The following is a 13,961-nucleotide window of genomic DNA, read 5'->3' on the forward strand; positions in this document are numbered from 1 at the left end:
CTTCCTGATGCAGCTGTGCCTCATCGCCAGCTGAACTTGACCCCGGCGACCCCGTAAAGCCGTCGTCGGGCTTTTTCCGTCTTGCCACAATGGCATCCGCATGGATGATATGGCCGTGCGGCAAACACAGCGTCGATGGACGCGGGTGGTTGCAAATGGCTGAGACTTCTCCGCAGGATCTGACGGATCTGTCGAACTACCTCTATGGCGCGGTGTTCGACGACGCGATGTGGGCCAAGGCGGCCGAGGTGGTGCGCCGCGCCACCAATAGCCAGCATGTCGCGCTGGGCTTCTTCGACTATCAAACGCGGCAGCAATCCATGCTGCATGGCGATTGCGAGCCCGAGTTTGAACGTAGCTATCGCGATCTGGTGGATATCAATCCCCTGGCTCGCCCGATGCAGGCAATGGCGCTGGGCACTGCGCTGGTTGACCAGCAGGTGGTGGCCCACGGTGATTTCGAGCGCTCCGCTTTCTTTGACCTGTGGATGCGGCCACAGCAGATGCATAGCGCCATGATGCACAAGATCAGCACGCGCGATCGCATCAATGGCTATCTGGCGCTCAATCGCGGCGGCAAGGGCGGCAAGTATGACCGGCGTGAGTTGCTGGTGATCGATGAAATCAGTTCGACGCTGGCGCATGCGGTCACCCTGCGCGTACGGTTCGGTGCCCGTACCATGGCGCAGACGGGGCAGGAACTGGGTGGGCGCGGCATCGGCTGGGTGGCCGTGTCCGGCACTGGCAAGCTGATTTGGGCCAATGACGCTGCCGAGGCTCTGCTGGCCGAGCCGGGTTCGGCCATCAGCGGGCGGTTGGGCGCTTTGCGCGTGGTTCATCCCCTGCAGATGCGAGAATTCATGGCGGCCTTGCAGCGCGCCAATGTGCCGGCGGGCAGCATTGGCACCGACATGATCGCCACGCATCCTGAAACCGGCAATGCCGTCGCATTGTCGATCATCCCGGCGCGCAATCTTTTCGTGCAGGGGCTCCCCGCGCTGCAGGGCGCCCATATCGCAATACGCGATCTCTCCGAGCGCCTGCCGCCGGGCTTTGAAGATCGGATCCGCGCCATGTTCGATTTGACGCCCAAGGAAGCGGCGCTGGCGGCGGCTTTGGCGAGTGGCCGGGCGCTGGGCGATGTCGCGCGCAGCAATGGCGTGTCGATCCTGACGGTGCGCACCCAATTGGGGCATCTGTTCCGCAAGACCGATACCAGGCAGCAGAGCCAGTTGGTGTCCCTGTTGCTGGCGGTGGAGCCATTGCCGCAGATGTAGGTTTCTGCGGCTGGATTTTTGCGCCCTGGCGGGGCAGGGTGCGCCGGTCATTTTTGGAAATCGCCATGTCCGCAAAACTCTCCGGTCCCATGCTTGCGCCTAAATCGGGCGGGCAGCCCAACCATGCCGTGGTGCTGCTGCATGGCTATGGCAGCGATGGTGCCGACCTGATCGGGCTGGCGCCGCATTGGCAGGATATTTTGTCCGATGCGCTGTTCGTTTCGCCCAATGCGCCCGAAGCGTGCCGGGTCAATGCGGCGGGCTACCAGTGGTTCGACATCGACTATGAAGGCGATCGACTGGCCAGCCGGCAAATGGGTGTGGTGCAGGCGCGGCCGGTGCTGGTCGAGTTTCTTAACGATCTATGGCGCCAGACCGGGGTAACGCCGCAGCACACCATTCTCGCCGGGTTCAGCCAGGGCGCGATGATGGCGCTGCATGTGGGCCTGTCGCTGCCCGAGCCGCTGATGGGGATCATTGCGTTTTCAGGCGCCTTCCTGCCCGCAGAAGGTTTTGCCGAGGGGACGTTCGCCAGGCAGCCGGTGTGTCTCGTGCATGGGGACATGGACCCGGTGGTCGATCCTGAACTGAGCGCCGATGCCGATGTGGCCTTGCGACTGGCCGGCTATGATGTGGCCTATCATGTCAGCCCCGGCGTTGGGCATGGCATTGCGCCGGACGGTCTGGCTTTTGCCAGCGCATTCATCGCCCGCCAGCTCGAAAAATAATCACGCGTGCCTCTGCACATGCCCGCTTCACAGCCCTGACACAAAGGGCCTAGTATAAGGGGGCTATGGACTTACTCGATTCCCGATCCGGGAGACTCAAGTGACGATCCACGTGTCGCCTGAGGCCTGTCCCGCACTCGTTCTGAACGCCGACTTCCGGCCGCTCAGTTACTATCCCTTGTCATTGTGGTCTTGGCAGGATGCGATCAAGGCTGTGTGCCTGGATCGGGTCAATATTGTCAGCCATTACGATACGGTCATCCACTCGCCCAGCTTCGAAATGCAGCTGCCTAGCGTGGTGTCGCTCAAGGATTATGTGAAGCCGGCGCGGCATCCCGCCTTTACCCGCTTCAACGTGTTCCTGCGCGATCGCTTCCAGTGCCAATATTGCGGTTCCAAGGATGACCTGACCTTCGACCACGTGATTCCGCGCTCCAAGGGCGGGCTGACCACCTGGGACAATGTCGTGGCCGCCTGCGCGCCGTGCAATCTGCGCAAGGCCAATCGGCTGCCCAGCGAAATCAAGATGTATCCTCATCAGGCGCCCTATCACCCCACGGTGCATGATCTGCACAATAATGGCCGGGCCTTCCCGCCCAACCATTTGCACCAGAGCTGGCTCGACTATCTCTACTGGGACATCGAACTCGAGCCGTAATAACGAAAATCCCGCCTGGCTTTCACCGGCGGGATTTTTCATTGCTCACGCGATTTATTGAGGTCTCACGCCGCCTGAGCGGCTGCGGGTTTGCGGCCGGCGATAAAAGCGCCGAAATAGCGGGTAATCAGCGGCACGATCAGCAGGACGATGGTGGTTGCCATGAAGGGCACCAGCACGAGGCTTCGCTGCCAGATTTCCCATCCGGTGGTGAGCGGCATCAGGATGTAGAGATAAAGGGTCACGACCGGATAGACGGCCAGGGTCATGACTGCGGCCATGCGCAGACGTGCAGCGAGAGAGGGCTTCATTTCCAAGCTCCATTGAAACGGTACGTTTCGTTATATATGAGAACGACACGTTTCGTTCAAGTCTTTTCTTTCGACGCGTTCTGTCCGATATTGCTGACATGACAGAGCCGAGCGCAGACGATAGCGAGGAGCGCCGCCGATCCATTGGGGCGCGGCGCAATCCCGATACCCAGGAAGCCATTCTCGACGCGGCTCAGGCCATCGTGGAAGAGGAAGGCATTGCCGGGTTTTCCATCGAGGCGGTGGCCAAGCGGGCCCGGGCCGGCAAGCCGACCATCTATAAATGGTGGCCGGGCCGAACGGCTTTGCTGCTCGAGGTCTATCACCGGCACAAGCCGGCAAATGTGCATATGGATACCGGCAGCGTGGAGGGCGACGTGGTCGCCTTCTTCACCGGCGTCTTTGCCCATTGGGGCAATACCGGTGCCGGGCAGGTGTTCCGCTTCATTGTCGCCGAAGCCCAACGCGACGAGGCGGCCGCCGCTTCGCTGCGGGCCTATGCGCTTGAGCGACGCCAGCAATCCGGGCAGATTTTCGAGCGGGGCGTGGCGCGGGGCGAATTGGCCGCCGATATCGATACGGGGCTGGCTGCCGACATGCTGGCGGGGTTTGCCTGGCATCGGCTGCTGACCGGGCGGCTGATCGCGGATCCGGAGGAGATGCGGCAGGCGGCTCGGCAATTGGTCCGGGGGCTGTTAACCCCCGGACCATAGGACGCTTACTGCGCGGCGGGAGCGGCTTCGCCTTCACCCGCGGCGGCGGCCGGCTCGGACTGTGCCTTGACAGCGGCGTCGAGGGCCGCGTCGGGAATGTCGATGGTGACGCCTTCCATCAGCTTGGCAACGGTGCCGTCAAAAGTGGTCATCAGCAATTGCTGCTGCAACTGGCTGGCGACCTGCTCGAAGGTGGGCGGAGCGGATTCGCGCTTTTCCTCGAGCTTGATGATGTGCCAGCCGAACTGGGACTGCACCGGCTCGGAGACCTGGCCGATTTCGGTCAGGGCGTAGGCAGCTTCCTCGAAGGGAGCGACCATCATGCCCTTGCCGAAAAAGCCGAGATCGCCGCCATTGGCTGCGCCCGGATCGATCGACTTTTCCTTGGCGATGGTGGCGAAATCGGCGCCGCCATCGAGCTCGGCCTTGATCGCCTTGGCTTCTTCTTCGGTGGCGACCAGGATGTGGCTGGCGCGGATTTCCTCGGCCGGCTTGAAGTCGGCGACGAGCTTGTCATATTCGGCGCGCACGGCTTCTTCCGTCACCGAATTGGCGATGGCATCGGCGAAATAGGCGCGGCGCAGGGCGCGTTCTTCAAGATAGGCCAGGCGCTGCTTGAACAGGGGCGTGTCGCCCATGCCGGCATCGCGGCCGGCCTTGGCCATGACCTTCATGTCGATCAGCACTCGCAGCAGGAATGGCCGGCGCTGGTCGGCCGGCATCTGGCTGAGTTCCTGGGTCAGGTCTTCGGCCGCAAAGCTCAGATCGGCTTCGGTGATGGTTTCCCCACCAACCGTTGCGACCACAGCGTCGGGAGATACAGGCGCAGGTGCTTCGGCAGCAGGGGCCTCAGCGGCGGGAGCGGGAGCTGCGTCCTGCGCGAAAGCGGGGGCGACAGCATTGGCCGCCATGAGCAGCGCCAGCACGCTGGCAGTCGTGGCAAGGCGCAGGGTCGAAAAGGACATCAGGACATTCTCCTTGGCCGGCGCATCCGGTGGCGCCTGGGCTCGTTACTGGTCGGCCTGCCCTCACACGGCATCGGGGCCAAAATGTGCCGCGCCGCTACTTGTGAGGAGACGGCGGCAGTAGAGAGGCCTAATTGCCGGTTTGGGCCGGGTTTCCGGCGGGCGCAGGAGGTGTCGCCCATTTCGGCGGCGTTGACAAGACAATGGCTCGCTCTTACATCTCACGCGCTTTTCAAGGCCCCTGGCAAGGCAATGGACAATGACGTCCTGACTTGCCGCGGGAACAAACGAGATCGTGAAGCCGCAACGGCTTTGTCATCGCGCCGACGAGGCCAGCCGGGTAAGGTACCCGACCGAGACCGCCTAGGCCCTGCGCGCCCGCGCCGATGATCAAAAAAAGGACCTGACATATGGCACTTGCTGCGCTCGCCCGGCGGATATTCGGTTCTCCGTCCGATCGGCACGTCAAGCGGTTCCAGGGCAAGGTGGATGCGATCAACGCACTCGAGCCCGAATTCGCCAAAATGACCGACGATGCCCTGCGCGGCATGACGGCCGAATTCAAGTCGCGGTTGGAAAAGGGCGCCAAGCTGGACGAGCTGATCGTGCCGGCTTTCGCGGCGGTACGTGAAGCCTCCAAGCGCGTGCTGGGTATGCGGCATTTCGATGTGCAGCTGATCGGCGGCATGGTGCTGAACGATCGTTCCATCGCCGAGATGCGGACCGGTGAAGGCAAGACGCTGGTGGCAACGCTGGCCGTCTATCTCAATGCGCTGACGGGTGAAGGCGTCCACGTGGTTACGGTCAACGATTACCTGGCCCGCCGCGACGCTGCCTGGATGGGGCAGATCTACAATTTCCTGGGGATGAGCTACGGCATTATCGTGCACGGGCTGACCGACCCGGAGCGCAAGGCCGCCTACGCCGCCGACATTACCTATGGCACCAATAACGAATTCGGCTTCGACTATCTGCGCGACAACATGAAATATACGCGCGCCCAGATGGTGCAGCGCGGCCATGCCTATGCGATCGTCGACGAAGTGGACTCCATCCTGATCGATGAGGCGCGCACGCCGCTGATCATTTCGGGTCCGTCCGAAGACCGCTCCGATCTTTACGTCAAGATCGACGAGCTGATGGCTATTCTCGACGAAGGCGATTTCGAGATCGACGAGAAGCAGCGTTCGGCGACCTTTACCGATGCGGGCATCGAAAAGCTCGAAGAGCGCCTGGCGGCTGATGGCCTGCTCAAATCGGCCTCGATGTATGACGTGGAAAACGTCGCCCTGGTGCACCACGCCAATTCGGCACTCCGCGCTCACAAGATGTTCCGCAAGGACAAGGACTATATCGTCCGCGACGACGAAGTGGTGATCATCGACGAATTCTCCGGTCGCATGATGCCGGGTCGCCGCTATTCGGAAGGTCTGCACCAGGCGCTTGAAGCCAAGGAACACGTCAAGATCCAGCCGGAAAACCAGACGCTGGCCTCGATTACCTTCCAGAATTATTTCCGCCTTTACAAGAAGCTGGCCGGCATGACCGGTACGGCCTCGACGGAAGCCGAAGAATTCGCCGATATCTATAAGCTCGACGTGGTCACCATCCCCACCAACGTGCCGGTGGCGCGTAAGGATGACGAGGACGCAATCTACCGCACGGCTGCGGAAAAATTCGACGCCATCGCCGATCTGATCAAGCAATGCCAGGAGCGCGGCCAGCCGGTGCTGGTGGGCACGACCTCGATCGAGAAGTCGGAAATGCTGGCCGAACTGCTGCGCAAGAAGAATGTCGGCTCCATGAACGTGCTGAATGCGCGCCACCACGAGCAGGAAGCCTTCATCGTTGCCGATGCCGGCCTGCCGGGCGCCATCACCATTGCCACCAATATGGCTGGCCGCGGTACCGACATTCAGCTGGGCGGCAATCTCGAAATGCGTATCGAGAAAGAGGCCGCCGGGCTGGAGGGCGAGGCGCGCGAGGCCAAGATCGCCGACATCAAGAGGACAATTGCCGAGGACAAGGCCAAGGCTTTGGCCGCGGGCGGGCTGATGGTGATCGGTACCGAACGGCATGAAAGCCGCCGCATCGACAACCAGCTGCGCGGTCGGTCGGGCCGTCAGGGCGATCCGGGCCATTCGGCCTTCTTCCTGAGCTTGCAGGACGACCTGATGCGCATCTTCCCGGTGGAATCGATGGATTCCATGCTGGGCAAGCTGGGCCTGGAACAGGGCGAATCGATCACCCATCCCTGGGTGACCAAGGCCATCGAGCGGGCGCAGGGCAAGGTCGAAGCGCGCAACTTCGATATCCGCAAGAACATCCTCAAATACGACGACGTGATGAATGATCAGCGCAAGGTGATCTTCGAGCAGCGTCTGGAAATGATGGATGCCGAGGATGTCAGCGAGACGGTCGTGGAAATGCGCCACGATCTGATCGAAACGCTCGTTGCCAAGGCGATCCCGGCGCGGTCCTATCCCGAGCAGTGGAATACCGAGCAGCTGGAAGCGGCTGCCAAGACCTATCTCAACCTCGACGTGCCGGTGAAGGCATGGGCCGAGGAAGAGGGGATCGATGCGGAAATCGTGACGGAGCGACTGATCGAGGCGGCCGATGCCGCTGCTGCGGCCAAGGAAGCTCAGACGCTGCAGGCGTTTGAAGCAGCCGGCACGCCCAACCCAACCGTGATGCGGCAGGTGGAAAAAACCATCCTGCTGCAGTCGATCGACGGGCTGTGGCGCGAGCATCTGGTGACGCTGGATCACCTCTCCAAGGTCGTGGGCTGGCGCGGCATCGCCCAGCGCGATCCACTCAACGAATACAAGCAGGAAGCCTATGAGCTATTCCAGGCGCTGCTGACCAATATGCGCGAACTGGTGACCACCCAGCTCAGCCATGTCGTGCTGCAGCCGCGCCCGGTAGCGCCGCCGGCGCCCGATTTCTCCCGCATTCGCGAAACCCATATCGATCCGCTGACCGGCGAGAACGATGCCGATGGTGGTGACACGATCGCGGATTCGCTGGGTGCGGTGGGCAGCGATCCATCGCTGCGGCCGGTCGATCCCAAGCTGCTGGTTGGCGTATCGCGCAATGCACCTTGCCCCTGTGGCTCGGGCAAGAAATTCAAGCATTGCCACGGCGCGTTCTAGGCGCCGGTTTGGCCGGATAGATAAAAGCCCGGGCAGTGATGCCCGGGCTTTTTTGTTTGTGCGGAATGGGATGGCGCTACCCGCTCAGCACTTCACGCGGATTTCGGCGAAGCCGGTGGTGCCGCCATCGCCAGAGGACATGACGCTGATATTGCAGGTGCTGTCGGGCAGGGGAATGGTGGCGCCGGAGGCGATGGTGGTGCCGCCAGCCAAGGTGATGAAGCCATTGTCCACTACGGCGATATCCACCTTGGCCGTGTTGTTGCAGATCGGGTAGCTGTCGCCCGCCGAAACCAGGATGCGCATGCCATCGGGCAGGCAATCGGCATTGGCGGCGCTAGCTGCCGGGCCCGTGGGCGCTGCATCGGGGGCCGCAGGAACGGCCGGCAGGGCGGCCGGCGCCGTGCCGCTGCGCCAGTTCTGTTCGAGGATGGCCAGGCGATTGGCCAGGTCCCGCAGGGCCCCGTCATTGCTGGCCGGCGCTGCTGCGGGTGCCGTTGTGCCTTGCTGGCCATAGAGCGCCAGGCTCAGGCGGATTTGCGCAATGTCGGTGGAGATACGGGCGATATCGCGCTGGGTCTCGGTATAGACCCAGCCGGCGGCCGCAATGGCAGCCACGCCGACCAGGCCCACGACGAAGCTCAGCACCCGGCCCGTGACCGGCTGGCGGGGCGGTTTCTGGGTCCCGGGAGAAGAAGCCGTGGCCGGCTCCTCCTTGGAAACGCCGCCCAGTGTCCAGGTGTCTTGCACTGCCAGGTCTCCATCATGCGCCAGCGCGTTGTCATTGCGCCGGAATACGGCCCAAGCATGATGCTCAGCCAAATTGCTCGCGCTGATGTCGGCGCGCGTTAGCCGCGCTTCAAGGGCGAATAGCGGGGATCGGGGCGATTTTTCCGCTCATCACCGGCACGACATCGGCATCCCTAGCGCCGCCAAAGACATTGCCCAAGCCGCCAAACAGTCCGGTGACAGCGCCGTTAATGGCCTCGCCGCGGGCCTTGATGGCAGCCTGCTCGCTGGCCTTGCGCTGGGCACTGGTCTGATGGCTTTCAATCGCTGTGGTATCAGCGGCCTGTAGCGCCAGCAATTGCGGGCTGCGGCTCACCGGCGGGCAGGGGCCCAGCGCATCGAGCGGAGTGCGATTGTTGGCGTTGAAAATATAGCGCCCTTCGCAGACATCCCAGACGGGCGGAGTCTTGGTCAGCTCGAAAATGTCGGAGCCTTCCTTGATATTGCGCCAGAAATCGAGATGCGGGCTGGCCACGTTCTGGGCCAGCTTGGCGCTGCTCATGCGATAGGGCAGGATCTGAATCTGGAAGCTCGGGTTGCCGCCCTTGAAGGTTTCGCGTGCCAGCGCATAAATTTCGGCAATGCCCGCATCGGTCATGGCGAAACAGCCTACCGATTTGCAATCGCCATGCACCATCAGATTGGAGCCGGTACGGCCAAGAGCACGGTCGAACTTATTGGGAAAGCCGACATTGAAGGCCAGGTAATAGGACGAGTTCGGGTTCATCAGGCCGGGGGTGATGGTGTAAAAACCCTCGGGGCTCTGATAGTCGCCTTCCTTGACCTTCGGCCCCAGTCCGCCCGAATAGGCGCAGATGGCGTATTGCTTGAACAGCGCATACTGGCCCGATTTGGTGCGTTTCCACACTTCGAGCACTTCTTCCTGCTTGAAGACGCGGATGACCATGGGCTCGGATGGCGAGGAGCCGATACGGGCTAGCCCCGCCAGCGTTTCGCTCGAGAGCGGCCGATTGGCCTTTTCATTGCCGCCCTTGACGAAGGTCGTGCAGGCGGCAAGGCCGAAAGCCAGCCACAGCAGGATGATCAGCGAGCAGATATTGCGCAGAAGCGTGGACACCGGGAGCCGCCAGATGATGCGATAATTGGAGTGACCCTTAGCGGGCCATAGTTACCGCAGCATGAGTATTCGCGGTGAACGATTCCTTACCATGCCGAAAAATTGGCTGGAAGCGGGCCGTTCACGCGAAGATGTGATGGCTTCCTAGAGCGTCGTGCCGATGGCGAGGAACTTTTCGCGGCGATGTTCGCGAGTTTCCAGCCGCCCCTTGCCGGCAAAGTCCGCCAGGAACTTGTCGATGGCCGCGCTGGTCGAGGCCATGATCTGCTCGGGATGGCGATGAGCGCCGCCGGTGGGCTCGGGAATGATGCCATCGACCACGCCGAAGGCCAGAAGATCGGCCGAGGTGATCTTCATGGTGGTGGCGGCGTCCTGGGCCTTGGCCGCGTCTTTCCACAGGATGGAGGCGCCGCCTTCGGGGGATATCACCGAGTAGATGGCGTGTTCGAGCATGAGCACGCGATTGGTGGTGGCAATGGCGATGGCGCCGCCCGAGCCGCCTTCGCCGATGATGATGGCCAAGTTGGGTACGCCCAGTTCGAGCGATTTTTCGGTGGAGCGGGCAATGGCCTCGGCCTGGCCGCGCTCTTCGGCGCCGATGCCGGGATAGGCGCCGGCGGTATCAACGAAGGAGATGACCGGGATATTGAAACGGTCGGCCATGTCCATGATGCGGACGGCCTTGCGATAGCCTTCGGGGCGGGCCATGCCGAAATTGTGCTTGAGGCGGCTTTCGGTGGAATTGCCCTTTTCCTGGCCGAGAATGGCGACGGGCTGGCCGTTGAAGCGCCCGAAACCGGCCTGCACAGCGGCGTCTTCGCCGAATTTGCGGTCACCCGAAAGCGGGCTCCACTCGGTGATCAGGCCGGTGATGTAGTCGGAAAAGTGTGGGCGCTGAGGGTGGCGGGCAACCTGGGTTTTCTGCCAGGGCGTCAGCTTTTTATAGATCTCGACCAGCGCCTCGTCGGCGCGGCTCGACAGGCGGTTGACTTCCTCATCGATGGACACAGCCTGGTCGGTCGCCGCGAGCGACTTGAGTTCGGCGATCTTGCCTTCAAGATCGGCTACCGGCTTTTCGAAATCGAGATAAGACTGCATCCCACCGCCCGTTTGGGGTCGTTTTGCTGCGACCATAGAAGTAGGGGGCTGCTCTTGCGCCCCAAAGTGGCCGGAAAGTGGCGACCGATCACCTCCGAGTCAAGACCACAACGCTAATGCGCTTAATCGGTGCACATCTGGCTAACATTTCGAGCAACGCACAGCCACCTATTTCGCGGAATCGCTCAGGGGATGGTGCTGCTCCACAAGGCTGCGCAGCTTTTCGTCGAGCACATGGGTGTAAATCTGGGTGGTCGAGATATCGGCATGGCCGAGCAGCATCTGCACCACCCTTAGGTCGGCGCCACCACCCAGCAGGTGACTGGCAAAGGCGTGGCGCAGCACGTGGGGCGCGACGCGAGCCGAACTGATACCGGCGCGGCCGGCGAGCAGCTTGAGATCGCGAGCAAAGACCTGGCGGGAAAGATAACCCTCGGCGCCGGTGGCGGGGAAAAGATAGGCACCGGGTTCCAGCGTTTTGAGATAGACGCGGATGGCGTCGCGGGCGCGGTCATTGACCGGCACGACGCGCTCCTTGTTGCCCTTGCCGATAATGGTGATGAAACTGGCGTCGCGCATCACGGCGGAGCGCTTGAGGCTGACCAGTTCGGACACGCGCATGCCGGTAGCGTAGAGCAGTTCGAGCAGCAGATAGAGCCGCAGGGCGGCGGCCTGCTTTGGCGGAGTGGCGGGGGTATTGGCTTCGGCTTCGGCGGTGGTCAGGAGCTTATCCACCTCAGCGATGGACAGCACTTTGGGCAAGGCGCGGCGGCTTTTGGGGCTCGAAACAATGCGCGTTGGATCGTCGCCACGCAGATTGTCGGCGCACAGAAAGCGATGGAACTGGCGGATGGCCGAGAGGCGGCGAGCGCTGGACGAGGCCGATAGGCCTTGGCTGCGTAGGTCATCGAGATAGGCGGTGACGGTTTCGCGGGGCGCGGTGAGCAGGGTCTGCTTTTGGGCTTTGACGAAGCCGGCATAGTCAGTGAGGTCGCGGCCATAGGCTTCGATGGTGTTTTTGGCGGCGCCGCGTTCGGCCGACATCATCTCAAGAAATGAGCCGATGAGATGGTCTCCGCTCACGGCGTGGGCGCCGGATCGGTGGGCGTTGGTGCCTGGCCGGGCAGGGTGGGCTCGCCGCCGCCAAGCAGGTCGCGCTGGGGAATGCGGATCGTGGTTTCCTTGGGCGTTGGCTGCACATAGGTCACCAGCGCAATCATGCCGCCATAGACCAGGCCGGCGAGAAACAGCAGAATGATGATCAGGCGGATGAGCGTGGGCATGGCGATCCGGCGGTTGAACTCTTTGCGTAAAATTGACCGCAAATGGTTTCCATCTGGTAGGCATAGTCCAGTTTGCCCATTTTGCCTCCTCGAAATGCGGGAAGCGCCTGCATGTTCTTGACAGGCAGGACCGGGACGGCTTGATAGCGCGCAAACAAGACTTGGAGCCCCAATTGAGCCGATCCGATCCGGCAAAGCGGCAGGCCCGCGCCGAGGAACTTGCTGCCCTGTTGGGCGGCAGGCCGATCGTGCTTGTCGGCATGATGGGGGCGGGCAAGACGACGGTAGGGCGGCGGCTGGCGGCCAAGCTCAATCGGCTGTTTCTTGATAGCGACGAAGAGATCGAAAAAGCCGCGCAAATGAGCATTCCCGAGATCTTCGAGCAGCGTGGCGAGGCCGAATTCCGGGCCGGGGAGGCCCGGGTGATTGCCCGGGTGCTCAAGGATCCCGATATCATTCTGGCAACGGGCGGCGGCGCTTTTGTCAGCGAGGAAACGCGGGCGCTGGTCAATGCCGAGGCTATCTCGATCTGGCTCAAGGCCGAGGCTGATATTCTGTTCGAGCGGGTATCGCGGCGCTCCAATCGGCCCCTGCTCAAGACGGCCAATCCGCGCCAGACGCTCGAAAAATTGATTGCCGAACGCTATCCCATCTATGCCGATGCCCATGTGACCGTGCTGTCGCGCGATGTGCCGCAGGATGTGGTGGCCGCCGATGTGATCGAGGCCGTGCTGGCCCATCTCAAGAATTAGGACTGTTTCGCTCATGGCCGATATCGCCCACAAGGTTCACGTTGCACTGGGCGAGCGCGCCTATGACATTCTGATCGGCGACCGGCTGATCGATGAGGCCGGGGCGATCCTGGCCGAGCGCTTTCCCGGCAGGCGTTTTGGCATCATCACCGATGAAAACGTGGCCAAGGCGCAATTGCCACGGCTGATCGCGTCGATGGATGCAGCGGGGCTGGGGCATAGCGAGATCGTGCTGCCGCCGGGGGAAAGCACCAAGGGCTGGCCCGGGCTGCAGGCGGCAGTCGAGGGCATATTGGCGGCGCGGCTGGAGCGGGGCGATCTGGTGATCGCGCTGGGCGGCGGGGTGATTGGGGATCTGGCCGGATTTGCCGCCGCGATCGCGCGGCGCGGCATGGATTTCGTGCAGATGCCGACCTCGCTATTGGCGCAGGTCGATAGCTCGGTGGGCGGCAAGACCGGGATCAATTCGCCGCATGGCAAGAATTTGATCGGGGCGTTTCACCAGCCCCGGCTGGTGCTGGCGGATTTGTCGACGCTGGACACGCTGGCGCCCCGCCAATTTGCCTCCGGCTATGCCGAAGTGGTCAAATATGGGCTGATCGACGACGAGGATTTCTTCTTCTGGCTCGAGGAAAAGCGCGAAGAGATTTTTGCTGGCGGGCCGGCCCGGGGCGAGGCCATTGCCCGCTGCTGTGCGCATAAGGCGCGGGTGGTGATCGAGGACGAAAAGGAATTGGGCGTCCGGGCGCTGCTCAATCTGGGGCATACTTTCGGGCATGCGCTGGAAAAGGATACCGGCTATTCCGACCGCCTGCTGCATGGCGAGGGGGTCAGTATCGGCATGGTGCTGGCGCATGGCTTTTCCGCCAGACTGGGCCTCGCGCCAAGCCAGGACGCCGGGCGGATTGCCGCGCATTTGAAAAATGCGGGCCTGCCAACCATATTGGGTGATATCGAAGGCGGGCTTGGCTCCACCGAGACTTTGATGGCAGCCATTGCGCAGGACAAGAAGGTCTCGCGTGGGGCGCTGACCTTCATTCTGACGCGCGGTATCGGCAAGGCCTTCATCGAAAAAGGCGTGGCGCCGGAGGCGGTATCAGCATTTTTGGATGAGATGCGCAGATAGACGCCCATCCCGACAGATAATGCTGTAT

General features: G+C 62.2%; 14 protein-coding genes. 7 read left to right on the forward strand and 7 right to left on the reverse strand.

Translation table 11 applies throughout. The features are described 5' to 3' along the window. Positions 1-155 precede the first annotated feature (155 nt). The 3 genes from N8A98_RS10995 to N8A98_RS11005 all read left to right on the forward strand — a co-directional run bounded on the left by N8A98_RS10995 (position 156) and on the right by N8A98_RS11005 (position 2,663). On the forward strand, positions 156-1,277 hold the full coding sequence (locus N8A98_RS10995; protein WP_262171325.1) for a helix-turn-helix transcriptional regulator: 1,122 nt from the start codon (positions 156-158) through the stop codon (positions 1,275-1,277). 65 nt (positions 1,278-1,342) lie between these two features. Then, positions 1,343-2,005 (forward strand): alpha/beta hydrolase, encoded by a 663-nt coding sequence (locus N8A98_RS11000; protein ID WP_262171327.1) that lies wholly within the window; start codon positions 1,343-1,345, stop codon positions 2,003-2,005. A gap of 100 nt (positions 2,006-2,105) precedes the next feature. Beyond that, positions 2,106-2,663, forward strand: a complete 558-nt coding sequence (locus tag N8A98_RS11005; RefSeq protein WP_035101511.1) for an HNH endonuclease — start codon at positions 2,106-2,108, stop codon at positions 2,661-2,663. A 65-nt stretch (positions 2,664-2,728) separates the two neighbouring features. Here N8A98_RS11005 and N8A98_RS11010 read toward each other — a convergent pair whose 3' ends face one another. Further along, complete coding sequence (locus tag N8A98_RS11010) at positions 2,729-2,974, reverse strand: hypothetical protein (protein WP_262171330.1); 246 nt, start codon at positions 2,972-2,974, stop codon at positions 2,729-2,731. Between the two features lie 98 nt (positions 2,975-3,072). On the opposite strand from N8A98_RS11010, the gene N8A98_RS11015 reads away from it, so the two are divergent. Beyond that, complete coding sequence (locus tag N8A98_RS11015) at positions 3,073-3,687, forward strand: TetR/AcrR family transcriptional regulator (protein WP_262171332.1); 615 nt, start codon at positions 3,073-3,075, stop codon at positions 3,685-3,687. Between the two features lie 5 nt (positions 3,688-3,692). Here the strand turns inward: N8A98_RS11015 and N8A98_RS11020 are convergent, their stop codons facing one another. After that, the gene (locus N8A98_RS11020) at positions 3,693-4,652 is read right to left on the reverse strand and encodes a peptidylprolyl isomerase (protein ID WP_262171333.1); all 960 of its coding nucleotides are present in this window, start codon (positions 4,650-4,652) and stop codon (positions 3,693-3,695) included. 410 nt (positions 4,653-5,062) lie between these two features. Here N8A98_RS11020 and secA point away from each other — a divergent pair, with 410 nt between their 5' ends. Beyond that, on the forward strand, positions 5,063-7,807 hold the full coding sequence (gene secA / locus N8A98_RS11025; RefSeq protein ID WP_113119858.1) for a preprotein translocase subunit SecA: 2,745 nt from the start codon (positions 5,063-5,065) through the stop codon (positions 7,805-7,807). Positions 7,808-7,891: 84 nt separating this feature from the next. Here the strand turns inward: secA and N8A98_RS11030 are convergent, their stop codons facing one another. The 5 genes from N8A98_RS11030 to N8A98_RS11050 form a co-directional block, all read right to left on the reverse strand. Continuing rightward, entirely contained in the window at positions 7,892-8,557 is a 666-nt protein-coding gene (locus N8A98_RS11030) for a hypothetical protein (protein WP_262171335.1), read from the reverse strand. 109 nt (positions 8,558-8,666) lie between these two features. Beyond that, positions 8,667-9,674, reverse strand: a complete 1,008-nt coding sequence (locus N8A98_RS11035) for a L,D-transpeptidase family protein (RefSeq protein ID WP_262171337.1) — start codon at positions 9,672-9,674, stop codon at positions 8,667-8,669. Positions 9,675-9,818: 144 nt separating this feature from the next. Beyond that, a complete protein-coding gene (locus tag N8A98_RS11040; RefSeq protein WP_113119856.1) occupies positions 9,819-10,772 on the reverse strand; it encodes an acetyl-CoA carboxylase carboxyltransferase subunit alpha in 954 nt (317 codons plus the stop codon). A 168-nt stretch (positions 10,773-10,940) separates the two neighbouring features. Further along, the gene (locus tag N8A98_RS11045; protein WP_262171953.1) at positions 10,941-11,819 is read right to left on the reverse strand and encodes a tyrosine recombinase; all 879 of its coding nucleotides are present in this window, start codon (positions 11,817-11,819) and stop codon (positions 10,941-10,943) included. Between the two features lie 32 nt (positions 11,820-11,851). After that, positions 11,852-12,055, reverse strand: a complete 204-nt coding sequence (locus tag N8A98_RS11050) for a histidine kinase (protein ID WP_262171339.1) — start codon at positions 12,053-12,055, stop codon at positions 11,852-11,854. Positions 12,056-12,228: 173 nt separating this feature from the next. On the opposite strand from N8A98_RS11050, the gene N8A98_RS11055 reads away from it, so the two are divergent. Next, entirely contained in the window at positions 12,229-12,807 is a 579-nt protein-coding gene (locus tag N8A98_RS11055; protein ID WP_262171341.1) for a shikimate kinase, read from the forward strand. 13 nt (positions 12,808-12,820) lie between these two features. Then, a complete protein-coding gene (gene aroB, locus N8A98_RS11060) occupies positions 12,821-13,933 on the forward strand; it encodes a 3-dehydroquinate synthase (RefSeq protein ID WP_262171342.1) in 1,113 nt (370 codons plus the stop codon). Positions 13,934-13,961: the final 28 nt, after the last annotated feature.

Origin of the sequence: Devosia neptuniae, from assembly GCF_025452235.1 — a bacterium.
GTDB lineage: Bacteria > Pseudomonadota > Alphaproteobacteria > Rhizobiales > Devosiaceae > Devosia.